Here is a 23,179-nt window from a genome sequence, read left to right on the forward strand (position 1 = left end):
TCAGGCAGGCTGCTCAGCCGAATTCTGATCGGCTTGCAGGCGCGTCACCACTTCCTTGCGATAGCGGTTCAGTTCCTGCGCGGTGTTGAAGGTGCGCTCGAACAGAATGGACAGGTTGTGCAGAATGCGCTCCACGACCTTCTTTTCCCAGCCGTCGTCGAAACGGATCTGCTCGTCGAGCCAGCGTTCGAGCCACTCGGGATCGGGCAGACGCGACTGGATGGTGTCGCGCGGGAACAGCGCCTGGTTCACGTGCAGATTGGTGGGGTGCAGCGGCTTTTCCGTGCGGCGCGCCGACGCCATCAGCACGCCGATCTTCGCGAACGCCGCACGCGCGGAGTCGCCGAAATTCGTCATGGCTTTCTTCATGTAACGCAGGTAGGCGCCGCCATGACGCGCTTCGTCGCGCGAGATGGTTTCGTAGATAGCCTTGATGACCGGTTCGGTGTGCCATTCGGCAGCCCGGCGATACCAGTGATTCAGACGGATTTCACCGCAGAAATGCAGCATCAGGGTTTCGAGCGGCGGCGCCGGATCGAATTCGAAGCGCACAGCATGCAGTTCTTCTTCCGTCGGGCACATTTCCGGTTTGAAGCGGCGCAGATACTCCATCAACACCAGCGAGTGCTTCTGCTCTTCGAAGAACCACACGCTCATGAAGGCCGAGAAATCGCTGTCGTGATGGTTGTCGCGCAGGAACATTTCCGTTGCCGGCAACGCGGACCACTCCGTGATCGCATTCATCTTGATCGTGGCGGCCTGCTCGTCGGTCAGAAGCGATGCATCGAATTTGTCCCAGGGAATGTCTTTCTCCATGTCCCATCGAACGGATTCGAGCGATTTGTAAAGTTCCGGATAAAGCATGGTGTTCATAGTCCCACCCCTGTTCTGCGCATTGCGACGTCTGTTTGTGTCTGTTGCAATTCTTGCTCCCGAACGAAACACAAGCGTTCGCGAGCCAAGCGTTCAATTTTACGCGGTAATCGGCCACCCAGATGCACCGTGTGGCAAAGAAGTCCTGCGGTGTTGACGCGCCGACGAAAACCCGGGATTTCGCCACGCGGCCGACCGTGGGTTAAGTACTCCTGCCTGAGGTCGGACTGCCCGCTACGAGAGCGCCCTTTCCAGCCACCGCGCCGGTCTGAAACCGATGACGGACAGGCGCCTGGACTGGTTTTTCTAAGTGCGCGCCCAAGGGCCGGACAAAGCTTGCAAGATGATAGCACGCGGCCCTGACGGCCCTTCGCCGCAGAGGGTCAGAAGCCGGGTCCGTTGATCCATCTCAATTTAGACCTCGACACAGTAGCAGCCGTCCATGTTGTGCTTGTGACGCTGCACAAAAGCAACAGGCGGGTCGACACGCGTTGCCTGTCATGCAGCGGTTGTTGCAACAAGTGCCGCAACACATGCTGGAACAGGCCGTGCACTACAGGTGAACGCGATTTGAGGCCAAAGGCTTGAGGTTAAAGGCTTGAGGTCAAAGGCTTTACTCAGGCTGCGAAGGGGTCTTTTTCGGCGCGCGGCTTCGGCTCGTCGTGCCGCTCGAGGATTTCGCCGTTGCACCGCGTTTGGCAGCGGCGCTTTCCTCTTTCTTTGCTGTCTTCGCAGCGGCGCCGGATTCGCTCGCTGCCGCAGCGGCTACCGGCGCTTCGGGGGCGTCTGGTGGTTCCGTGGATGCACCCGCCGTCGCCGTCGCGGCTGCCGCGGCAGCGGCTGGCTGGGCCATCGCAAACTGCGCAATCTGATTGAACTGCGATTGCAGCAGATTCCACCAGGCCGACGGGTCGTAACCCGGCACGCCAGTGGCCTCGTTGTCCCCGGATGAGGGTGCTCCCGGCGGTGTGTCGCTTGCCGCAGCAGCGGGCTCGGCCGTTGCCTCAGCAGCGGGGGCAGCGTGCGGCCAATGCGACGACGGCGCCGACGCAGGGGCCGCCGTGGCCGCGGCCGGCTGCGCCATCGACTGCTGCGCAAACGCGCCGAACGCGCGCAACGTCGCCAGCGTGGCGCGCTGCACTTCGAGCGCCTGGATCGCGGACTGCAGCATGTTCAGATTGAGCTTGAGCCACTGCTCGACGGCGCGCATGTCGGTGATGCGCTTGTCGAGTTCTTCGACGTTCGTGAGCGGCGCCATCATGTCGGACATCATCGAAAGCGATGGACCGAAGCCACTCGTCGAGCCTGTCTGCGCACCCGGAAAGGCTGAGCCGAATGGCGTCATGCGCATCATGTCCCACATGCGGTCGAGCATCTCGCCCGGCGGAAAGCCAGGAAAACCGGGAAAGGGCGGCGTGGAGCCTGGGGTATCGGTCATGCGTATCTCCTCGCAGCAAACGTTGAACGTCGTTGAACGTCGCGGCCAGTTCGTGCGAGCTGGCCCTTTGATCCGATCATACCGCGTGTGATGCCAGCCTCACGCACGCGGCATGGTCTGTTTTTACTCAAGCCGGATCTTCGTTTGAACGATTTCTGCCCGTCGTATCCGCCCCGCCTTGCGTCTGGTCACTCCTCACGCTCACCCCTTCCGGATGCGCGCCACGAAAATCCGGGGGCCGCCTCTCACGCAGCGACGTGACGCCTTCGCGGACATCCGGGCCGGCGAAGCCCATGAATTCAAGCGCAAGCGACGTATCGAAGGCCGGCCCCGCCGTGCGCAACCAGTTGTTCAACGCGTACTTGGTCCAGCGAATCGCGGTTTGCGAGCCGTTGGCGAGCCTCGCCGCGACTTCGAATGCTTTGGGCAGCAGATCGTTTTCATCCACGGCGAGGGACACGAGTCCGATCCGTTCCGCCTCTTCGCCGCTCACCGGTTCGCACAGCAACAGGTAGTACTTGGCCTTCGCCATCCCGCACAACAGCGGCCACACGATCGCTGCGTGGTCGCCGGCGGCGACGCCCAGCCGCGTGTGTCCGTCGATGATGCGCGCGCTCTTCGTCGCAATCGAAATGTCAGCGAGCAGCCCCGCCACCAGTCCCGCGCCCACGGCTGGCCCGTGCATCGCCGAGACGATCGGTTTGCTGCAATTGATCACGTTGTAGACGAGATCGCGCGCCTCTTGCCAGACGCGCGTGCGAACCTCGAAGTCCGTCGCCATCTGCTCGACCAGATGCAGATCGCCGCCCGCGGAAAAGCCTTTGCCTTCGCCGCGAATCACTGCGACCCGCGTGTCCGGATCGCGGTCGATATCGCGCCAGATGTCCGCGAGTTCGCGATGCATCCGTGCATCCGCCGTCGCCAGTCCGCTCTTGTTGGCGCCCTCGCCGCTCATGATGACTTCGAGGATGCCATGCGGCTGACGTCGCAGACGCAGCGCCTGGTAGTGCGCGTAATAAGCGGGGGAACTGCCTGATGATTCGTGAGACATGGCTGACCATCCTGTGATCGCAATGGACCGCGAAGAATCAATGCGTCGAGTTTCCGTGCGTTGCTTTTAGCACATCATGCAGCGCACGGCGACATTCCGGTGTGCCAGGTTTTTCTGGCTTTCACGGCGAGCGGCACCGCTAAACCGCGAACTCACTGCGCGTCGAGCGGCGCGATGCCCTGCTCGATGGCGCCGAAGATCGACTTGCCTGCTTCATCGAACATTTCGATCTTCACCGTATCGCCGAACTTCATGAACTCGGTTTGAGCAGAACCGTGCTCGATGGTTTCGAGGCAGCGCTTCTCAGCGATACAGCAGTAGCCGCGCTTCGCGTCCTTGTTCGACACCGTGCCCGAGCCGACAATCGCACCCGCACGCAGATTGCGCGTTTTCGCGGCGTGCGCGATGAGCTGCCCGAAGTGGAACACCATGTCCGTGCCGGCGTCCGGCTGGCCGACCTTCTTGCCGTTCCAGTGCACGATCATCGGACGATGCACGCGCCCCTCGCGCCAGTACTCGCCGAGTTCATCGAGCGTCACCGCGACCGGCGCAAACGACGTAGCCGGCTTGCTCTGGAAAAAGCCAAAGCCCTTCGCGAGTTCCGCCGGAATCAGATTGCGCAGCGACACGTCGTTCACCAATGTGACGAGCCGGATGCCTTTGAGCGCCTGGTCGGGGGTGACGCCCATCGGCACGTCGGTGGTGATGACCGCGACCTCGGCTTCGAAGTCGATGCCGAACTCCTCCGAGGCACACACCACGTCGTCCTTCGGGCCGATGAAGTCATCGCTGCCGCCTTGATACATCAGCGGATCGACCCAGAATTCCGGCGGCATTTCCGCCCCGCGCGCGCGCCGCACCAGTTCCACGTGGTTCACATACGACGAGCCGTCGGCCCACTGGAAGGCGCGCGGCAGTGGCGCCATGCAGTCACGCGCGTCGAAGCTGAAGCTGTTGCGGGCGCGGCCCAGATTGAGCGCTTCGTACAGGTCCTGCAGTTGCGGCGCGTAGAAGGTCCAGTCGTCGAGCACGCGCTGCAAGGTGGGCGCGATGGCATCGGCGATGGCAGCGGTGTGCAGATCACGGGAGACGACGATCAGTTGACCGTCGCGCGTGCCGTCCTTCAGCGTGGCAAGTTTCATAGGGCAATGAGCGGGATGAGTGACGATAGAGGGAATCTATTCTACGATGGTGAATCGCCGCCGTGACAAACTGAAGGTTTGCAGGCGCTAAAACCGTGCCGTCGAGCGCCTTTCATTCCCAACTGCCTTACGCGTTACCCCCGTCCTGCCTATGTCGCCACCTGCCCGCCCCGGCATGATCCGTTCTGCAAGCGCCCGCGCCGAGCCGCTCGAAGCCGACGCGACAAGCGAAGTCACGCACCACGCCACGCACGCAAACGGTGGCGTCGACGATGAAATCGCCGAAGCAGGCGAAGAAAAGCTGCGCTCGGGCATCCAGTCCATCGAGGTGGGCTTTCGTCTGCTCGACGTGCTGACGCGCGAGCCACGCGCGATGATGCTGCGCGACCTCGCGCAACGGGCCGGCATGAGTCCGGCGAAGGCGCACCGCTATCTGGTGAGTTTTCTGCGCCTCGGCGTCGTCGCCCAAGATCGTCTGTCGGGCCGCTACGAGCTGGGTGGCTTCGCGCTGCAACTCGGCCTCGCGCGCCTTGCGCGGGTGGATGGCGTGAAGCTCGCGCGCGTGGCGCTGGCTGAACTGCGCGATCAACTGGATCTGACAGTCGGCATCGCGGTATGGGGCAATCAGGGGGCAACAGTCGTGCATTGGATGGAGTCGACACATCCCGCCAAGGCGTCGCTCAAACTCGGCGACGTGATGCCCCTGCTCGGCTCGGCCACGGGTTTGCTGTTCGCGGCGTATCTACCCGCCAGCAAAACCGCCGCGATGATCGAACGTGAACTGCACGATGCGCGCCGCTCGTCGCATCGTGATCAGCCGCACACACGGGACGAGGTGGAACGCATGCTGGCCGATGTGCGCGAACACCAGGCGGCGCGCGTCGAAGGCATGCTGTTGCCGACGATTCACGCGTTCTGCATGCCGGTGTTCGATGCCTCCGGCGATCTCGCGCTGGGCCTGATCGCGCTCGGTCACGAAGGCGCATTCAATATCCGCTGGGGTGGCGAGATCGACACCGCGCTGCGCGAATGCGCGGGCAAATTGTCGTATGAACTGGGGTACAGCGCGACGCCGCGTTAGGATGACGCGTTAGCTACACTTCTGGTTCGCCTTTTTTACCCGCTCTTCGCTCGACCACCTCACCACGATGTCCACACCGTCCACCGTCAAACGCTCTGATCGCATGCCGCCTGTTGCCGGGCAGCGGGGTCCGCGCGTCTGGCGTTGGCTCGTCGTGCTGGTGGCGGTACTGGTGCTTCACTGGATCGCGGCGCAGTGGGTGGAGCGCGCTCGCGACACGTTCGCGCCCGAGCAGCCCGTGCATGTGCCGGTGCAGGTCGCGTTGCTCACGCCGGAAAAGATCGAACGCAAGCCCAGTGAGGCGCCGGCCGCGAAGCCCGCGCCCGTGCAAGCGAAAGCCGCACCGAGCCAGCCACGACCGCATGCGCTGACGGCGTCGCCGCCCGCAGCCGCCCCAGCTGCTGCCGCTGCCGCCGCGTCGAAGCGTGCTGCCGAAGCAGTTGCACAGGCAGCGAGCGAGGCCGCCGCTTCGGCTGCTGAAGCGGCCGCTGCGGCCAGTGCGAGTGAAGCAGCGGCGAGCCACGCCGCTTCACAGTCTGGGGCACAGCCTGCCGCGTCTGCGGCACAGTCCGTCACTGCCCCTGCGGCGCCGGGCGTGAAGTTCTCGGTGCCGCCATCCGGCGAATTGCAGTACGACACGTTCTACAACGGTGTGCGCAATCAACCCGGCACGATTCACTGGTCGAGTGACGGCAAGACCCGCTACGAGATGGTCGTATCCGTGCCGCTGCCCTTCGTGGGAACCTTCAGTTATTCGAGTCACGGCCATATCGATGCATTCGGCCTCGCGCCGGATCAGTACATCGAAAAGCGTGGCCATCGCGCCGAAGACGTGTCCATCTTCAATCGCACCAGCAAACAGATCGTATTCACGAAGACGCCCGCGAGTTTGCCGCTCAGCGATGGCGCCCAGGACCGCTTCAGCATGGTGATGCAGCTTGCGAGCCTCGTGCGCGGCGATCCCGACATCTACAAGCCCGGCGTCACGCGTCAGTTTTTCGTGGTGGATAACGACAGCGGTGAAAACTGGCCTATCGAGACGATAGGCGACGAAACGATCCGTACCGCGCAGGGTTATGTCACGGCGCGTCACTTCATGCGGCTGCCGCGCCACGATGGCGACCGGCGGCGTATCGACGTGTGGCTCGCGCCCTCGCTGGGCTGGCTGCCCGCGCGGATCATGCAGACCGAACCCAATGGCACCGAGATCGAACTGGTCTGGCGTGGCGCATTGACGATCCCTGTGAATCGCGATGCGGGTAACTCGACGGATAGTGGCGCTGCGACGCCTGCGGCAACTCCACCCGCTGATGCCAACGCAGCATCGAATCCCGCTGCGCCGTCCGCGGCCGCGCCGGGCATCAACCCGGCGGTTGCCCCAGCCGATAGTCCGGCGGAAAGCCCCGCTGAAAACGCACCGGCGAACCCCGCTTCCGGTTCCACTTCTGGTCCCGCTCCCAGCCCCACTGCGCCGACGCCACCACAACCCACGCCGGACGACGCCACCCACTCTGCGACAAATCCTGCCGCCAACCCGTCAGGCGCTGCATCCGAAACCACCATACGGCCGTAAACGAAGAAGTATTTCGATGATTTTCCGGATCTACGTGCGAAACATGACATGCGCGTAGAACGACGAATATCGCGGCCCACTGGGAACAGGGATTGCTACCGTTCGGTACGAACCGGCACACGTGCTAGCACTGAGTTTGCGAACATGCTGAATCGCTGAATCACGCCGAGCCCGCTGCCTCGAGTCAAAGGGAGTTGGTATGCAAACAAAAGGGTATGCAAACAAAGGCAACGATGATGACGACGACAGCACGCGCCGTTCACCGTCCATTCATCAACCGCTCATGCTCTTTCCGTCGAGCATCAACCGTGCGATCGCTTCACAACACCGTCGTTCGAAGAACACGCCTTGCTTCGATAGACGCCTTTCTTGACCGCGACGTGCATACCCCCTTGGAGGAGATCCGTCCAGCCACGTTTGCAGTGCCCGGCCTCAGTGATGCGGGAATGCCACCTGCTCGCACACTAGCCGTCATGAAATTGATTGAAGGCGCACAATAGGAACTGCCGGATGCTGCATCTCTGGCACGCGTCACCTGGCCTCACCGTTTTGCTGCGTTGCTTGAAACGTTTCTCGAAACACGGGTCTAAACCGAAGGTCCGGGATTTTTTACCAGCGTCACTCCGGACCCACCCCTTGAATTCCACACCATACGCTCCACCTATGGCGCAGGAATGGCCAGGAGCCAACGGAAATAAGGAGTGTCGCCATGCAAATGATCTACAACAGCCCCAATTATTGTGTCGTCGAGTTCCCGCCGCAGGATGGTCCCCTCGCAATGAAGTCAGGTGGCTACGAAATCGTAGACAAGAATCTGCAGCGCGAAATCTACATTGACGGCGCAATGGCCGCGCGTTTTCGCGAGCATGTGACGAAGCTGATTGAAGAAGAACCGTCGCTGGACGAGGTCGATGAATTCCTCGGCCAGTTCGACAGCCTCATGCATCAGCCGGTGATTCTCCACTAACGCGCAGCCCAGGCGACACGCAGTCAAAACCCCGTCAGGCTTGCCCGGCGGGGTTTTTTGTTGCCTTTTTGATGCCATCCAGGCCCTTTTGAGTGGCCTCCGTGCGGCACCTAACACCGCAACAAACCCGTTTCCTCGGATCATTGTCGAGCGGCACGGCATCTTTTACCGCTGCTCTCCGTCGGTTTTATCTGTTTCGTTAGCCAATGCCGATACTTAGGCGCCGAACGCCACGTCCGACGGTGTTGCGACGCAACGGCTACAATGACAGGTTTCCTGAAAATACAGGCGCAAGCCCCTTTCTGCCATGAACCAGCCTGCCCCGATCGTCAGTCCAGTCCGTCCCGACACCGCCTATACGCGCGGTGCGGCGCTACCCGCGCTGTTGAAGTCGCGCATTCTGATCCTGGACGGCGCAATGGGCACGATGATCCAGCGCTACAAGCTCGGCGAAGCCCAGTACCGCGGCGAGCGCTTCGCGGACTATGGGCGCGACATCAAGGGCAATAACGAACTGCTATCCATCACGCAGCCGCAGGTGATCAGCGAGATTCACGAGCAGTATCTCGCGGCGGGCGCGGACATCATCGAGACCAACACGTTCGGTGCGACCACCGTCGCCCAGGCCGATTACGGCATGGAAGATCTGGCGGTGGAGATGAACCTGCAATCGGCGAAGCTCGCACGCGCCGCGTGCGACAAGTATTCGACGCCCGACAAGCCGCGCTTCGTGGCGGGCGCCATCGGCCCGACGCCGAAGACCGCCAGCATTTCACCTGACGTGAACGATCCGGGCGCACGTAACGTGACCTTCGACGAACTGCGCGCGGCGTACTACGAACAGGCCAGGGCACTGCTCGACGGCGGCGCGGACCTGTTCCTCGTCGAAACCATCTTCGACACGCTCAACGCAAAAGCCGCGCTGTTCGCGCTCGACGAACTCTTCGAAGACACCGGCGAGCGTCTGCCCATCATGATCTCCGGCACGGTGACCGACGCGTCCGGGCGCATTCTGTCCGGGCAAACGGTGGAAGCGTTCTGGAACTCGCTGCGTCACGCGAAGCCGCTCACCTTCGGCCTGAACTGCGCATTGGGTGCAGCGTTGATGCGTCCGTACATCGCGGAGCTGGCGAAGCTCTGCGATACGTACGTATCGTGCTATCCCAACGCGGGTTTGCCGAATCCGATGAGCGATACGGGTTTTGACGAGTTGCCGGCGGACACGTCGGGGCTGCTGAAGGAATTCGCGCAGGCGGGGCTGGTGAATATCGCGGGCGGCTGCTGCGGCACGACGCCGGAGCACATTGCTGCCATCGCGCAATCGCTCGCCGAGATCAAGCCTCGCCAATGGCCTAACCAGTATCGCGACGCGGCCTAAGGCCTGAAGCGCATCGCCCTCCGCTCACCGAACAAAGACGCACGCAACCGAACCGCACTCACGCCATGACCGATCACACCATGCGCCTTTCCGGCCTCGAGCCGTTCAACGTCACCTCCGGGACGCTTTTCATCAACGTCGGTGAGCGCACCAACGTGACCGGTTCAAAGGCGTTCGCGCGCATGATCCTGAACGATCAGTTCGACGATGCGATTGCGGTCGCGCGTCAGCAGGTCGAAAACGGCGCGCAGGTGATCGACGTGAACATGGACGAGGCCATGCTCGATTCGAAAGCGGCGATGGTCCGCTTCATGAATCTGATCGCCTCGGAGCCGGACATTGCCCGCGTGCCGATCATGATCGACTCGTCGAAGTGGGAAGTGATCGAAGCGGGCCTGAAGTGCGTGCAGGGCAAGGCCATCGTCAATTCGATTTCGTTGAAGGAAGGCGAAGAGGCGTTTCGCCATCACGCCAACCTGATTCGCCGCTACGGCGCCGCTGCCGTGGTCATGGCGTTCGACGAACAGGGCCAGGCCGACACGTTTGAGCGCAAGACGCAGATCTGCAAGCGCTCATACGACTTCCTCGTGAACGAAGTAGGCTTTCCGCCGGAAGACATCGTCTTCGATCCGAACATCTTTGCGATTGCCACCGGCATCGAGGAACACAACAACTACGCCGTCGACTTCATCAACGCCACGCGCTGGATCAAGGAAAACCTGCCTTACGCGAAGGTGAGCGGCGGTGTGTCGAACGTGTCGTTCTCGTTCCGCGGCAATGACCCCGTGCGCGAAGCGATTCATACCGTGTTCCTGTATCACGCCATTCAGGCTGGCATGGACATGGGTATCGTCAACGCGGGCCAGTTGGGCGTGTATGCCGATCTCGATCCCGAGCTGCGTGAGCGTGTCGAAGACGTGGTGTTGAACCGTCGTGAAGACGGCACGGACCGTCTGCTCGAAATCGCCGACAAGTACAAGACCGGCGCGGCGAAGAAAGAAGAGAACCTGGAGTGGCGCAATCAGCCGGTCGAGAAACGTCTCTCGCATGCGCTGGTGCATGGCATCACCAACTTCATTGTCGAAGACACCGAGGAAGTGCGCGCGCGTATCGCCGCCGAGGGTGGCCGTCCGATCAACGTGATCGAAGGACCGCTCATGGACGGCATGAACATCGTGGGCGATCTGTTCGGTCAAGGGAAAATGTTCCTGCCGCAGGTCGTGAAGTCGGCGCGCGTGATGAAGCAGGCGGTCGCGCATCTGATTCCGTTCATTGAAGAAGAGAAGCGCCAACTGGCTGCGGCCGGTGGCGACGTGCGCGCCAAGGGCAAGATCGTCATTGCGACGGTGAAGGGCGATGTCCACGATATCGGCAAGAACATTGTCTCCGTGGTGCTTCAGTGCAATAACTTCGAAGTGGTCAACATGGGCGTGATGGTCCCGTGCAATGACATCCTCGCGAAGGCCAAGGTGGAAGGCGCGGACATCATCGGCCTGTCCGGCCTGATCACCCCGAGCCTCGAAGAAATGGCCTACGTGGCCTCGGAAATGCAGCGCGACGACTACTTCCGCATCAAGAAGATTCCGCTGCTGATCGGCGGCGCGACCACGTCGCGTGTGCATACGGCCGTGAAGATCGCGCCGCATTACGAAGGGCCGGTGGTGTATGTGCCGGATGCATCGCGCTCGGTCTCGGTGGCGTCGAGTCTGCTATCCGATGAAGGCGCGGCGAAGTATCTCGACGAACTGAAGTCGGACTACGAACGTATCCGCGATCAGCACGCCAATCGCAAGGCGCTGCCTATGGTCACGCTGGCCGAGGCGCGCGCGAACAAGACGAAGGTCGACTGGGCGGCTTATCAGCCGGTGAAGCCGAAGTTCATCGGCCGCCGCATCTTCAAGAACTTCGATCTGAACGAGCTGGCCAACTACATCGACTGGGGCCCGTTCTTCCAGACGTGGGATCTGGCCGGTCCCTACCCTGCCATTCTCAATGACGAGATCGTCGGCGAATCGGCGCGGCGCGTATTCTCGGACGGCAAGTCGATGCTCGCGCGCCTGATCCAGGGACGCTGGCTGCAAGCCAACGGCGTGATTGCGCTGCTGCCGGCCAACACCGTCAACGACGACGACATCGAAATCTACACGGACGAGTCGCGCACGGAAGTCGCGCTGACCTGGCGCAATCTGCGTCAGCAGAGCGTGCGTCCGGTGGTGGACGGCGTGATGCGGCCCAACCGCTCGCTCGCCGACTTCATCGCGCCGAAGGATTCGGGCGTGGCCGACTACATCGGCATGTTCGCGGTGACGGCGGGCCTTGGCGTCGACGTGAAGGAAAAGCAGTTCGAGAAGGATCACGACGACTACAGCGCCATCATGCTGAAGGCGCTGGCCGACCGTTTCGCGGAAGCCTTCGCGGAAGCCATGCACGCCCGCGTGCGGCGCGACCTGTGGGGCTACGCGGCGAACGAAACGCTTTCGAATGATGAGCTGATTGGCGAGAAGTATCGCGGCATCCGTCCTGCGCCTGGCTACCCGGCATGCCCGGATCACCTCGTCAAGCGCGACATGTTCGACGTGCTGCAGGCCAACGAGATTGGCATGAGCGTGACGGAGTCGCTCGCCATGCTGCCGGCGGCGAGCGTCTCCGGTTTCTATCTGGCGCATCCGGACAGCACGTATTTCTCGGTCGGCAAGATCGCCCAGGATCAACTGGAGGATTACGCCCAGCGCATGAACCTCTCGAAGCAGGATGCCGAGCGCGCGCTTGCACCATTATTGTGAACGACAAGGCCTTGTCGCCCGCCGTCACTATATTGAAATTGAAAGACTGAATATTTCAGACCACGCAGGTTTTCGGCTTTGTAGACTGCAAGCGCTTGACCTGCCAGACGCGGGCCAAAAAACGCGTCGGCTCATCTACTTGCAACCGTCAACGGAGAAAATCGTATGAAGAAGCTGACGTTAGGTTTGGTTGGACTTTCGCTCGCGGTCGCTGCTTCAGCAGCCTTTGCCCAGGCGTCGGAAACGCGTGAAAGCTCGTACTCGCCGCCCACCCAGAAGCACGTCAAGAAGCCCAAGAAGCAGAAAATGAAGAAGGGCGCGTCCGCGCCGGCTGCCGCCAGCCAGTAAGCCGGTCAGCCAGGTCGATTGACAAACCCGGTTGCAAGTTTAGGCAACCGCATAAAAGACCTCAACGACGCAACGACGCAAAGACGTAAGGACGTAAAGACTCAAAAGCAAAAGCCCGCATACGCGGGCTTTTGCTTTTTAACTGCCGTTCGGAGTTCGGCGCTCGGTATTCGGCGCTCGATACTTAGCGTTCAGCGCGCCGCGGTCCCAGCTCGCGGACCGTGCAAGCGTTGCCACGCCACCAGGGCGCTACGCTGACCAGCACGCCTCAATCTCGATCAGACACCCCACACGATATCCGCGTTTTCCTTCTGCGCGGCACGCAGCATGTCGAGAAACGGGAAGGCGCGCTGCGCGAGTCCAACCGGAATCTCGTGATGCTCATGGCCCTCTTCGTGCTCGTGGAAGTGGCCTTCGTGCTCGGCGCGCTCCTGCTTGTCCGAGGTAATCGCCGATTCCAGTTTCGAGATCGCATCGGGGAGTTCGTCGTGGGTAATCACGCCACGCTCGCCGAGCCGCTTGCCGATGATGCCAACGAGGTATTGCGCCAGATTTTCCAGCATCATCACGTCGGGCGCGGCGCGGCACTTGAAAGTAATCAGCATGACAGTTCCCTTTTCATCTTGTTGGAATGACGCGCCGAAGGCCGTGGGAGGACCGTCTGCGCGGATTCGTTGGCACGCCGCCGGACGGCGGGCGGCCACGGCCCTTGCTGGGCATCTCATTGGACATATTAGCACCTGCTAAAATCCGTCTGGACGGAAAAGCGCGCCGCCCCGCGCGGCACAGCACCCGGTTGGGTTGGCTGCCGCTCTTTTTCCATGCCTTTGACGGACCGGCTCCGCACCTTGCGAGCCGCTCACGTCTCACCGCACTGCCTCACTGGACTCGCAACACAGCATGCTGCCCGCACAGAAACACACTCTCGAATCACTGTTCGCCGACGCGGTGAAGCAGGTCGCCACGGCTGCCGAAGGCGCCACCGAAGCGGCTTTCGTCACCCCCACCATCACGCTGGAACGCCCGAAGGTGGCCGCGCATGGCGACGTCGCCTGCAACGTCGCCATGCAACTGGCCAAGCCGTTGCGCGCCAATCCGCGTCAACTGGCGCAACAGATCGTCGATGCCCTGCTCGCGCATCCCGACGCAGCAGGCCTCGTGGCAGGTGCCGAAGTGGCCGGTCCCGGCTTCATCAACCTGCGTCTTGCACCGGCTGCCAAACAGGCGGTGATCGCCTCCGTGTTCGCCGAACAGGAAGCCTTCGGCCGCTCGCAACGCGACGCCGGCAAGCATGTGCTGGTGGAGTTCGTGTCGGCCAACCCCACCGGTCCGCTGCACGTCGGCCACGGTCGTCAGGCTGCACTCGGCGACGCGCTCTCGAACGTGCTGGCTTCGCAGGGTTACGACGTGCATCGCGAGTTCTACTACAACGATGCAGGTGTGCAGATCCACACCCTCGCGGTCTCCACGCAGGCACGCGCACGCGGTCTCAAGCCGGGCGACGCGGGCTGGCCCGAATCCGCCTACAACGGCGAATACATCGCGGACATCGCCCACGATTATCTGAACGGTGAAACGGTCGCAGCGAAAGACGGCGAGCCCGTCACCGGCGCACGTAACGTGGAAAACCTCGACGCGATCCGCCGCTTCGCCGTGGCCTATCTGCGTCACGAGCAGGACATGGACCTGCAGGCGTTCGGCGTGAAGTTCGACCAGTACTATCTGGAGTCGTCGCTGTATTCGGAAGGCCGCGTCGAGCAGACGGTGCAGGCACTCGTTGCCGCCGGCAAGACCTATGAACAGGAAGGCGCGCTGTGGCTGCGCACCACCGACGACGGCGACGACAAAGACCGCGTCATGCGCAAGACCGACGGCACCTACACCTACTTCGTGCCGGACGTCGCCTATCACGTCGCCAAGTGGCAGCGCGGCTTCACCAAGGTCATCAACGTGCAGGGCTCGGATCACCACGGCACCATCGCGCGCGTACGGGCCGGTCTGCAAGGGCTCGGCATCGGCATCCCGAAGGGCTATCCCGACTACATCCTGCACAAGATGGTCACGGTGATGCGCGACGGCCAGGAAGTGAAGATCTCGAAACGCGCCGGCAGCTATGTGACGGTGCGTGATCTGATCGAGTGGTCCGGTGGTGCGACGCCCGGTTCGGAAACCTCGCCTGATCTGCTGGACGAAGCCACGATTCGCCGCGGCCGTGACGCCGTGCGCTTCTTCCTGATCTCGCGCAAGGCCGATACGGAATTCGTCTTCGACATCGACCTCGCACTCAAGCAGAACGACGAGAACCCCGTGCATTACGTGCAGTACGCGCACGCGCGCATCTGCTCGGTGATCAGCGAATGGAAGACACGCTATAACGCGGACGAAGCCATTCTGCCGAAGGTGGACGTCTCGCTGCTCACCAGCGAACGTGCGATGGCGCTGCTGCAAAAGCTCGCGGAGTTCCCCGACATGCTGCAACATGCCGCCGACGAACTCGCGCCGCACGCCGTGGCTTTCTATCTGCGCGACCTCGCCGGGGAATTCCACTCGTTCTACAATGACAAGGCCGAACGCGTCCTCGTCGACGACGAAGGGGCGCGCAACGCTCGCGTTGCTTTGCTCGCCGCTACGCGCCAGGTGCTGGCAAACGGCCTTGCAACGATCGGTGTCTCGGCTCCCTTCAAGATGTAAGTCCTCCGGCATGCTTCGCACGCGACCGTCGTTATAATCGGCGGTCGATCCAGGATTCTTTTCGCAGGTGATTCATACGATGGCAAAACCACGCCGCACAACGAAGCAGTCGAAGCAAACCGGGGGCACGTTTCTCGGCATCGTACTGGGCCTGATCGTCGGCCTGGCAATCGCGGTAGTGGTGGCGCTGTATATCACCCGGGCACCTACGCCGTTCGTCGCGAAGGTGGCTCCGCCGGCTGCGTCCGACAACGGCGCAAGCGAAGCGCAATACGATCCCAACCGTCCGCTGCAAGGCAAGACGCCGGGCCAGCCGGTGCCGCAGGCCGCCCAGCCCACGCCGCCGAACACCGCGCCGGGGCAGACCAATGGCCAGACGCAGTCATCGGGCATCCTGCAGGAGCCGGAGATCGTCGAAGTGCCGCCGGCCGGAAACCAGAACGGTGTGGCAGTCGCGCCGGCACCCGCCCAGGATAACGGTGCGTCTGCACCCGCGAAGAAGCCGCAGCAGGCCATCAGCGCGCCCAGCAGCACCGCCGCCACGTCAGGCGCGGCTGCGAATGCGAAACCGGGTTCCAACGCGTCCACGGCTGCCGCTGACGCCAACAGCGGCTATTTCCTTCAGGTCGGTGCCTACAAGACGTCGGCTGACGCCGAGCAACAGCGCGCGCGGCTCGCCTTCCAGGGCTTCGAATCGAAGGTCACGCAGCGCGATGCCGGCGGTGTCACGTACTATCGCGTGCGTATCGGGCCGTATGCGAAGTTCGAGGACATGAACGCCGCCCGTCAGCGTCTGTCCGACGCCGGCGTCGAAACCGCCGTGATCCGCTTCACCAAGCAGTAATTTTCCGTCACGCGCCGCCGCTGAACCTCAGCGCGCGGCGCGGGTCTCACGCACGGCAACGGCCTGCCGCCCAACGCTTCATAACGGTGACAGCCACGCTCGTACAGCGCTCACTGCTGCATCGTTATTCCGTTTAATCAGGTTACCCAGACATGAAAAAACTGCTGAGCATTCTTTTCCTTTCGCTAGGCCTCGTTGCCTCCGCCGCTCACGCGTCGCCAACCGCGCCGGTTGCGGGCAAGGACTACACGGTGCTGTCGCCGGCACAACCGGTAGACGAACCCGCCGGCAAGATCGAAGTCACGGAATTCTTCTGGTACGGCTGCCCGCACTGCAACGAGTTCGACCCGTACCTCGAAGCGTGGATCAAGAAGCAGGGCCCGGACGTGGTGTTCAAGCGCGTGCCGGTGGCCTTCCGCGACGACTTCATCCCGCATTCGAAGATGTACCACGCGCTCGACGCATTGGGTCTCGCCCAGCAGCTCACGCCCAAGGTCTTCAACGAAATCCACGTCAACAAGAACTACCTGCTGACGCCGGAAGACCAGGCCAAATTCCTCGCCAAGAACGGCGTGGATCCGAAGAAGTACATGGACGCGTACAACTCGTTCTCCACCCAAAGCGCGATTCAGCGCGACAAGAAACTGCTGGACGACTACAAGATCGACGGCGTGCCCACGCTCGCTGTGCAGGGCAAGTATGAAACCGGTCCGGCGGCGACCAACAGCCTGCCGGGCACGCTCCAGGTGCTCGATTACCTCGTCGCCCAGATCCGCGCGAAGAAGATGTAACGCGCGGAGCGCCGGAATGAGCACACGTTTGAAGGTTTTCATTACCGGCGCATCCAGTGGCATTGGCCTCGCGCTCGCCGCCGAATATGCGCGGCGCGGCGCGATTCTCGGCCTCGTTGCCCGTCGCGGCGACGCCCTTGCCGGCTTCCAGCAGTCCCATCCCCAGCATCCCATCTCCATCTACCCGGTAGACGTCCGCGACGCCGAAGCGCTCGCCAACGCGGCCGAGCAGTTCATCGCGCAACACGGCTGCCCCGACATCGTGATCGCCAACGCGGGCATAAGCCGCGGCGCGGTCACCGGTCACGGCGATCTGCGGACCTTCCGCGAAGTGATGGACGTCAACTACTACGGCATGGTCGCCACCTTCGAACCGTTCGCCGCTGCCATGATGGCGGCGCGCAAGGGCTCGCTGGTGGGTGTGGCGAGCGTGGCCGGCGTGCGTGGTCTGCCTGGCTCGGGTGCCTACAGCGCCTCTAAGGCGGCCGCCTTCAAGTATCTGGAAGCGCTGCGGGTCGAGATGCGGCCCAAGGGCGTCGACGTGGTGACCATAGCGCCTGGCTACATCCGCACGCCGATGACCGAGCACAATCCGTATCCCATGCCGTTTCTGATGGATGCCGACCGCTTCGCCGCCAAGGTCGCAGATGCGATCGCGCGCAAGGCTTCGTTTGCGATCTATCCGTGGCAGATGCGTGTCGCGGCCGCGCTGCTGCACGTGCTGCCGCGCTGGGTCTATGACCGCGTGTTCGAACGGGCGCCGCGCAAACCGCGCGCCGCCGACTAGCATCGTAAATGCAAGCGTGCTCGCAGTGCAACGCAAGCCGCCATCCCCATCACCCTGTGAATATGCCGATTCGTTGGTTGTCGGCATCTCCCCCCTTCGATAAGCTTGCGGCTTGGCGGCGACACGTGGCCTGACTCTGCGCGGGCGCCGCAAACGTATCACAATCAAGCGGGTGGTCCGCGCGGGCCGCCGTCCCTGCAAGACGAACTGCCTGACCGCGCCTGTTATGGGAGATCCTATGCGCTTCACACTGCCCGGCACCGCCAACGCCAGCCTGCTCACCGCACTGCTCGCCGCATGGCTCGTTACATCGCCCGCCTCCGCTTTCGCCAAGGCGCTGACCGTGTGTACCGAATCGAGCCCCGACGGCTTCGATGTCGTTCAGTTCAACTCCCTCGTCACCACCAACGCTTCGGCGGACGTGATTTTCAACTCGCTGGTCGCGTACGACGAGTCGGCGAAAAAGGTCGTGCCGGCGCTCGCGCAAAGCTGGGACGTGAGCGCCGATGGCCTCACCTACACGTTCCACCTGCGCCCCAACGTGCAGTTCCAGAGCACCGATTACTTCAAGCCCACGCGCACGCTGAATGCCGACGACGTCGTCTTCACCTTCACCCGCATGCTCGACGACAGCAACCCGTGGCACAAGGTGACGGGGCCGAGCGGCTTCCCGCACGCGCAATCAATGGGTCTGCCCAAGCTCATCAAGTCGGTCTCGAAGGTGGATGCCAATACGGTCAAGTTCGAGCTGAACCAGCCGGACGCGACCTTCGTCTCGATTCTGACGATGGGCTTCGCGTCGATCTATTCGGCCGAATACGCCGATCAATTGCTCAAGGCCGGCAAGCAACTGGATCTGAACGCCAAGCCGATCGGCACGGGCCCGTTCATGCTGAAGAGCTATACGAAAGACGCCGTGATCCGCTACGACGTGAATCCGACGTACTGGGGACCCAAGCCGAAGGTGGACCGCCTGATCTACGCCATCACGCCGGATGCTACCGTGCGCGCGCAGAAGGTGAAGACGGACGAATGCCAGATTGCGCTCTCGCCAAAGCCGCAGGACGTGGCGGATGCCAAGGGCAACAGTTCGCTCGCGGTGGTGCAGACACCCGCGTTCATGACCGCGTTCGTGGCGCTGAACACGCAGAAGAAGCCGCTCGACAATCAGAAGGTGCGCGCCGCGCTGAACATGGCGTTCGATCGCACGACGTATCTGAAGACCGTGTTCGACAATACCGCGACGCCCGCCGTGAATCCGTTCCCGCCGAATACGTGGAGTTACGACAAGTCGGTCATGCCGTGGCCGTATGACCCGGCGAAGGCAAAACAACTGCTGGCCAACGCGGGCTTTCCGAATGGCTTCTCCACCACCATCTGGGTGCGTCCCACTGGCAGCGTGCTGAATCCGAACCCCAAGGCCGGCGCGGAACTGCTACAGGCTGACTTTGCGAAGATCGGCGTGAAGGCCGACGTGAAGGTGATTGAATGGGGCGAGTTGATCAAGGAAGCCAAAACCGGCCAGCACGACACGCTATTCATGGGCTGGGCCGGTGACAACGGCGATCCGGATAACTTCCTCTCGCCGCTCTTTAGCTGCAATGCCGTGACCTCGGGCATCAACTTCGCGCGCTTCTGCGACCCCGATCTCGACAAGCTGATTGCCGAAGGCAAGGCTACGCCCGACCAGGCCAAACGCGCGAAGACCTACCAGGCGGCGCAGCAGCTCATCCACGATCAAGCCTTGTGGATTCCGCTCGGTTATCCCACCGCCGCCGCCATCACGCAAAAAAGCGTGAGCGGCTACAACGTGAGCCCGTTCGGCCGGCAGAACTTCACGAGCGTGGCGGTGAAATAAGCGTTACGGCGCAGAGTTACGGCGCGAAGCGGATCACGCCGTCGGCGTCGTGGGTGCGCTTCAACGCGCCCGCGAGCCACAGCAGGTGCAGGTGGGCGAGCGCCTCGCCCATCGCGAAAGTCATCTGATGGATATCGAGTTGCCGCTTGAACATGAGCGGCACGATATCCGCCGCGCTGCGCGGTTTCTCGGCACACGCGTCGCGCACTTCGGCGAGCCGCGCATCGTGATGCTCGCGTAGTTGCAGAATGCGGGTACGCACGCCGCGAAACGGCTTGCCGTGCGAAGGCAGCACCAGCGTGTCTTCCGCCATCGTCTCGTAGCGGCCGAGCGATTCCAGATATAGCGCGAGCGGATTACCTTCCGGCTCCATGTCGAACACCGACACGTTGGTCGAGATGCGCGGCAGCACCATGTCGCCGGAGATCAGCACGCCGTCAGCTTCGTTATGCAGCGCGCAGTGTTCCGGCGAGTGACCAAAACCCGTCACCACGCGCCACGTCCTGCCGCCAATCGCAACCGTATCGCCCTCGCGCAAACGCCGGTATTGCGCCGGCAATGCGGGCACCAGGGTCGCGTAGTAGCTCTGGCGGTTGCGCAGCTTGTCCAGGGACGCTTCATCCGTCAGACCGTGACGCGCGAAATGGCGTGCGGCGCCTTCACCGCCCGCGTTCGATCCATCACCAGCGGCCATCACGCGCGCCTGCATGTATTCGCCGAGGGTGGTCCACAGCCGCACGTCCCAGCGCTTTTTGTCGCCGCCGGCGCACAGCCAGTGCGCGAGCCCGATGTGATCCGGATGGCAATGCGTGACGATCACGCGCAACACCGGCAGACCGTCCAGCACCGTGTCGAACACGTGCTCCCAGTTTTCCTTGATGGCGTCCGACGTGATGCCACAATCGACCACGGTCCACCCCTGCTGACCGTCGATCTCATCGCGCAGCAGCCACAGGTTGATGTGGTCCAGCGCGAACGGGAGCGGCATGCGCAGCCAGAACGCACCAGGTGAAACTTCGAAGGCGTGGCCGGGTTCCGGCAGAGTGTCGCTGAAGGGGTAGTTCAGTTGATGTTCGAGTGCGTTCATGGTCAGGTTTCCTGCGGCCGTGGCGTCGCGCCGGTCGTCGCGCCGCCGTGGATGCGCGCTGGTTGCGTATTGCTCAAGTTGACGATAACGTAAACGTCGATTCTATCGTCCAATCCGCTTTTCTGCCCGGCCACCGGATGTCCCGATGAACACGCAATACACCATCACCGAGCTCGCGCGTGAATTCGACGTCACGCCGCGCGCAATCCGCTTCTATGAAGACCAGGGTTTACTCTCACCACGCCGCGAGGGATCGGGTGGGCTGCGGCGCGTTTATTCAGGCCGCGACCGCACCCGGCTGAAGCTCACGCTGCGTGGCAAACGCCTCGGCTTTACGCTGTCGGAAATCCGCGACCTGCTCGACCTGTACGAGTCGCCCACTGACACCGTGCCGCAGTTGCACGCGTTCCTTGCCACTGTGGCGCGGCATCGCGAGGTGTTGGAGCGTCAACGCGAAGACCTGAACGCCACGCTCGACGATCTGGCGCAATACGAGTCCGAAGCGCGTGCCCTGCTCGATGCCGGTGGGCGCGCCGAGCAAGCGGACGCGTCAGGCCATGCTTCAGCGCAGACGTCGGCGCACTGAGCGGATGCCCGGCCGCGATGAATCACTTTCCCAAACTGCTGTCGTCGCAAATCGGCTTTGATGTCGCCGAGACCATGCTCGACGGCTTCAACCGGCACTACCGCATCTTTCGCGACGCCGCGATTGCCGCGAAGACGCTGTTCGAAGCCGGCGACTGGCACGGTCTGCAACGGCTCGCCAGGGAAAGAATTACTTCGTACGACGAACGGGTTGAAGAGTGCGTCGAACTGCTTGAGGATGAATACGACGCCGAGAATATCGACAACGAAGTCTGGCAGCAGATCAAGCTGCACTTCATTGGCCTGCTTACCACGCACCGTCAGCCGGAATGCGCCGAGACGTTTTTCAACTCGGTGTGCTGCAAGATCCTGCACCGCTCGTACTTCAATAACGATTTTATTTTCGTGCGGCCGGCCATCTCGACCGAGTACATCGAGAACGACGAGCCCGCCGCCAAGCCGACTTACCGTGCGTACTATCCGGCCAAGGACGGCCTCGCGGCGACGCTCGAACGCATCGTCACGAACTTCCAGCTGGAGACGCCGTTCGAGGATTTGGCGCGTGACGTACGCTGCGTGATGCAAGCCATCCACGATGCGTTCGGCGCCTTCAGCGAAGCGGCCAACTTCCAGATTCACGTGCTGTCGTCGCTGTTCTTTCGCAACAAGTCCGCGTATATCGTGGGGCGGATCATCAACGGTGACGCGCTGCTGCCGTTCGCGGTGCCCGTGCGTCACGTGGCGCCAGGACTGCTCGCCCTCGACACCGTGCTGCTCGAACGTGACGCGCTGCTCATCATTTTCAGCTTCGCGCACTCGTATTTCCTCGTGGACATGGAAGTGCCGTCCGCTTACGTGCAGTTTCTCGGCACCATCATGCCGGGCAAACCGAAAGCAGAAATCTATACGTCGCTAGGTTTGCAGAAGCAGGGCAAGAATCTGTTTTACCGCGATCTGCTGCATCACCTGTCGCACTCCAGCGATCAGTTCGTCATCGCGCCCGGCATCAAAGGTCTCGTGATGCTAGTGTTCACGCTGCCGTCGTTCCCGTACGCGTTCAAGCTGATCAAGGACAACTTCCCGCCGCCGAAGGAAACCACGCGCGCGAAGATTCAGGGCAAGTATCAGCTCGTCAAACGACACGACCGTCTGGGCCGCATGGCCGACACGCTTGAATATTCCAGCGTGGCGCTGCCGCTCGCGCGGCTCGACGATACGCTGCTGCGCGAACTGCAGAAGGAAGTGCCGTCGATGCTCGAATACGAGGGCGACAATCTCGTGATCCGCCATCTGTACATCGAGCGGCGCATGGTGCCCTTGAACCTGTTCCTGCAAAACGGCAGCGACGAAGATGTCGACCACGGCATCAAGGAATACGGCAATGCGGTGAAAGAGTTGATGCAGGCGAACATCTTCCCCGGCGACATGCTTTATAAGAACTTCGGTGTGACGCGACATGGCCGCGTGGTGTTCTACGACTACGACGAAATCGAGTATCTGACCGATTGCGTCGTGCGTGCCGTGCCGCCGCCGCGTAACGAGGAAGACGAGATGTCAGGCGAGCCCTGGTATTCCGTGGGTCCGCACGACATTTTCCCCGAGACGTATGGCACTTTTCTGCTCGGCGATACGCGAGTACGGCGCGCTTTCATGCAGCACCATGCAGATTTTTTCGAACCCGCGTTGTGGCAGCGTCACAAAGAACATCTGCTGAAGGGCGAACTGCCGGATTTCTTTCCCTATGACATGAAGGCACGTTTTTGCATCCGCTATCCGGAGCGTTTCGCGGCTCTCGGTGACGATGCCGCAGTCGAGGCCACCAGCGAAGCCACCCTACGCAGCACGGCGTGAACGACCATGGATATCGCTAAACGCCCGCTCCCCTGATAACGAAACCGACCG

The 23,179-nt window shown here is 62.2% G+C and carries 19 protein-coding genes; 13 read left to right on the forward strand and 6 right to left on the reverse strand.

The window, feature by feature from the left end:
• The 4 genes from D0B32_RS13530 to D0B32_RS13545 form a co-directional block, all read right to left on the reverse strand.
• Positions 1–873 carry a ferritin-like domain-containing protein gene (locus D0B32_RS13530; protein ID WP_117334488.1) on the reverse strand — a complete coding sequence of 291 codons (873 nt, stop codon included), beginning with the start codon at positions 871–873 and terminating at the stop codon, positions 1–3.
• Positions 874–1,486: 613 nt separating this feature from the next.
• A complete protein-coding gene (locus D0B32_RS13535) occupies positions 1,487–2,311 on the reverse strand; it encodes a PhaM family polyhydroxyalkanoate granule multifunctional regulatory protein (protein WP_117334489.1) in 825 nt (274 codons plus the stop codon).
• 127 nt (positions 2,312–2,438) lie between these two features.
• The gene (locus D0B32_RS13540) at positions 2,439–3,362 is read right to left on the reverse strand and encodes an enoyl-CoA hydratase/isomerase family protein (protein ID WP_259294993.1); all 924 of its coding nucleotides are present in this window, start codon (positions 3,360–3,362) and stop codon (positions 2,439–2,441) included.
• A 152-nt stretch (positions 3,363–3,514) separates the two neighbouring features.
• Positions 3,515–4,504, reverse strand: coding sequence for a fumarylacetoacetate hydrolase family protein (locus tag D0B32_RS13545; protein ID WP_117334490.1), 990 nt, complete (start codon positions 4,502–4,504; stop codon positions 3,515–3,517).
• A gap of 151 nt (positions 4,505–4,655) precedes the next feature.
• Here D0B32_RS13545 and D0B32_RS13550 point away from each other — a divergent pair, with 151 nt between their 5' ends.
• The 6 genes from D0B32_RS13550 to D0B32_RS13575 all read left to right on the forward strand — a co-directional run bounded on the left by D0B32_RS13550 (position 4,656) and on the right by D0B32_RS13575 (position 12,634).
• On the forward strand, positions 4,656–5,585 hold the full coding sequence (locus tag D0B32_RS13550; RefSeq protein WP_117334491.1) for an IclR family transcriptional regulator: 930 nt from the start codon (positions 4,656–4,658) through the stop codon (positions 5,583–5,585).
• Positions 5,586–5,652: 67 nt separating this feature from the next.
• The gene (locus D0B32_RS13555) at positions 5,653–7,158 is read left to right on the forward strand and encodes a DUF3108 domain-containing protein (RefSeq protein WP_117334492.1); all 1,506 of its coding nucleotides are present in this window, start codon (positions 5,653–5,655) and stop codon (positions 7,156–7,158) included.
• Positions 7,159–7,867: 709 nt separating this feature from the next.
• Positions 7,868–8,125, forward strand: coding sequence for a DUF3567 domain-containing protein (locus D0B32_RS13560; protein ID WP_117334493.1), 258 nt, complete (start codon positions 7,868–7,870; stop codon positions 8,123–8,125).
• Positions 8,126–8,432: 307 nt separating this feature from the next.
• Positions 8,433–9,503: a homocysteine S-methyltransferase family protein gene (locus tag D0B32_RS13565; RefSeq protein WP_117334494.1), complete on the forward strand. Its 1,071-nt coding sequence runs from the start codon at positions 8,433–8,435 to the stop codon at positions 9,501–9,503.
• Between the two features lie 65 nt (positions 9,504–9,568).
• Complete coding sequence (gene metH, locus D0B32_RS13570; RefSeq protein ID WP_181969800.1) at positions 9,569–12,286, forward strand: methionine synthase; 2,718 nt, start codon at positions 9,569–9,571, stop codon at positions 12,284–12,286.
• A 165-nt stretch (positions 12,287–12,451) separates the two neighbouring features.
• The gene (locus tag D0B32_RS13575) at positions 12,452–12,634 is read left to right on the forward strand and encodes an acid-shock protein (RefSeq protein ID WP_117334495.1); all 183 of its coding nucleotides are present in this window, start codon (positions 12,452–12,454) and stop codon (positions 12,632–12,634) included.
• A 278-nt stretch (positions 12,635–12,912) separates the two neighbouring features.
• Here the strand turns inward: D0B32_RS13575 and D0B32_RS13580 are convergent, their stop codons facing one another.
• A complete protein-coding gene (locus D0B32_RS13580; protein WP_117334496.1) occupies positions 12,913–13,239 on the reverse strand; it encodes a DUF1840 domain-containing protein in 327 nt (108 codons plus the stop codon).
• Between the two features lie 295 nt (positions 13,240–13,534).
• Between D0B32_RS13580 and argS the strand changes: the two genes are divergently transcribed.
• From argS to D0B32_RS13605, 5 genes are all read left to right on the forward strand, one after another.
• Complete coding sequence (gene argS / locus D0B32_RS13585) at positions 13,535–15,325, forward strand: arginine--tRNA ligase (RefSeq protein WP_117334497.1); 1,791 nt, start codon at positions 13,535–13,537, stop codon at positions 15,323–15,325.
• A 79-nt stretch (positions 15,326–15,404) separates the two neighbouring features.
• On the forward strand, positions 15,405–16,169 hold the full coding sequence (locus D0B32_RS13590; RefSeq protein ID WP_117334498.1) for an SPOR domain-containing protein: 765 nt from the start codon (positions 15,405–15,407) through the stop codon (positions 16,167–16,169).
• Positions 16,170–16,321: 152 nt separating this feature from the next.
• Positions 16,322–16,960: a thiol:disulfide interchange protein DsbA/DsbL gene (locus D0B32_RS13595; protein ID WP_117334499.1), complete on the forward strand. Its 639-nt coding sequence runs from the start codon at positions 16,322–16,324 to the stop codon at positions 16,958–16,960.
• A 16-nt stretch (positions 16,961–16,976) separates the two neighbouring features.
• Positions 16,977–17,747, forward strand: coding sequence for an SDR family oxidoreductase (locus D0B32_RS13600; RefSeq protein ID WP_117334500.1), 771 nt, complete (start codon positions 16,977–16,979; stop codon positions 17,745–17,747).
• 238 nt (positions 17,748–17,985) lie between these two features.
• A complete protein-coding gene (locus D0B32_RS13605) occupies positions 17,986–19,605 on the forward strand; it encodes an ABC transporter substrate-binding protein (protein ID WP_117334501.1) in 1,620 nt (539 codons plus the stop codon).
• Between the two features lie 16 nt (positions 19,606–19,621).
• Here D0B32_RS13605 and D0B32_RS13610 read toward each other — a convergent pair whose 3' ends face one another.
• Positions 19,622–20,692, reverse strand: coding sequence for an MBL fold metallo-hydrolase (locus tag D0B32_RS13610; RefSeq protein WP_117334502.1), 1,071 nt, complete (start codon positions 20,690–20,692; stop codon positions 19,622–19,624).
• A gap of 145 nt (positions 20,693–20,837) precedes the next feature.
• Between D0B32_RS13610 and D0B32_RS13615 the strand changes: the two genes are divergently transcribed.
• The gene (locus D0B32_RS13615; RefSeq protein ID WP_117334503.1) at positions 20,838–21,278 is read left to right on the forward strand and encodes a MerR family DNA-binding transcriptional regulator; all 441 of its coding nucleotides are present in this window, start codon (positions 20,838–20,840) and stop codon (positions 21,276–21,278) included.
• Between the two features lie 17 nt (positions 21,279–21,295).
• Positions 21,296–23,128, forward strand: coding sequence for a bifunctional isocitrate dehydrogenase kinase/phosphatase (aceK, locus tag D0B32_RS13620; protein WP_117334504.1), 1,833 nt, complete (start codon positions 21,296–21,298; stop codon positions 23,126–23,128).
• Positions 23,129–23,179: the final 51 nt, after the last annotated feature.

The organism is Paraburkholderia sp. DHOC27, assembly GCF_003429005.1.
Lineage (GTDB): Bacteria > Pseudomonadota > Gammaproteobacteria > Burkholderiales > Burkholderiaceae > Paraburkholderia.

Bases quoted from the DNA above. Each gene is read 5' to 3' on its own strand.
- D0B32_RS13545 (WP_117334490.1), bottom strand. From the start codon at position 4,504: ATGAAACTTGCCACGCTGAAGGACGGCACGCGCGACGGTCAACTGATC.
- D0B32_RS13580 (WP_117334496.1), bottom strand. From the start codon at position 13,239: ATGCTGATTACTTTCAAGTGCCGCGCCGCGCCCGACGTGATGATGCTG.
- D0B32_RS13605 (WP_117334501.1), top strand. From the start codon at position 17,986: ATGCGCTTCACACTGCCCGGCACCGCCAACGCCAGCCTGCTCACCGCA.
- D0B32_RS13615 (WP_117334503.1), top strand. From the start codon at position 20,838: ATGAACACGCAATACACCATCACCGAGCTCGCGCGTGAATTCGACGTC.
- D0B32_RS13600 (WP_117334500.1), top strand. From the start codon at position 16,977: ATGAGCACACGTTTGAAGGTTTTCATTACCGGCGCATCCAGTGGCATT.
- D0B32_RS13590 (WP_117334498.1), top strand. From the start codon at position 15,405: ATGGCAAAACCACGCCGCACAACGAAGCAGTCGAAGCAAACCGGGGGC.
- metH (WP_181969800.1), top strand. From the start codon at position 9,569: ATGACCGATCACACCATGCGCCTTTCCGGCCTCGAGCCGTTCAACGTC.
- D0B32_RS13550 (WP_117334491.1), top strand. From the start codon at position 4,656: ATGTCGCCACCTGCCCGCCCCGGCATGATCCGTTCTGCAAGCGCCCGC.
- D0B32_RS13565 (WP_117334494.1), top strand. From the start codon at position 8,433: ATGAACCAGCCTGCCCCGATCGTCAGTCCAGTCCGTCCCGACACCGCC.
- D0B32_RS13540 (WP_259294993.1), bottom strand. From the start codon at position 3,362: ATGTCTCACGAATCATCAGGCAGTTCCCCCGCTTATTACGCGCACTAC.
- D0B32_RS13575 (WP_117334495.1), top strand. From the start codon at position 12,452: ATGAAGAAGCTGACGTTAGGTTTGGTTGGACTTTCGCTCGCGGTCGCT.
- D0B32_RS13535 (WP_117334489.1), bottom strand. From the start codon at position 2,311: ATGACCGATACCCCAGGCTCCACGCCGCCCTTTCCCGGTTTTCCTGGC.
- D0B32_RS13610 (WP_117334502.1), bottom strand. From the start codon at position 20,692: ATGAACGCACTCGAACATCAACTGAACTACCCCTTCAGCGACACTCTG.
- D0B32_RS13530 (WP_117334488.1), bottom strand. From the start codon at position 873: ATGAACACCATGCTTTATCCGGAACTTTACAAATCGCTCGAATCCGTT.
- aceK (WP_117334504.1), top strand. From the start codon at position 21,296: ATGAATCACTTTCCCAAACTGCTGTCGTCGCAAATCGGCTTTGATGTC.
- argS (WP_117334497.1), top strand. From the start codon at position 13,535: ATGCTGCCCGCACAGAAACACACTCTCGAATCACTGTTCGCCGACGCG.
- D0B32_RS13595 (WP_117334499.1), top strand. From the start codon at position 16,322: ATGAAAAAACTGCTGAGCATTCTTTTCCTTTCGCTAGGCCTCGTTGCC.
- D0B32_RS13560 (WP_117334493.1), top strand. From the start codon at position 7,868: ATGCAAATGATCTACAACAGCCCCAATTATTGTGTCGTCGAGTTCCCG.
- D0B32_RS13555 (WP_117334492.1), top strand. From the start codon at position 5,653: ATGTCCACACCGTCCACCGTCAAACGCTCTGATCGCATGCCGCCTGTT.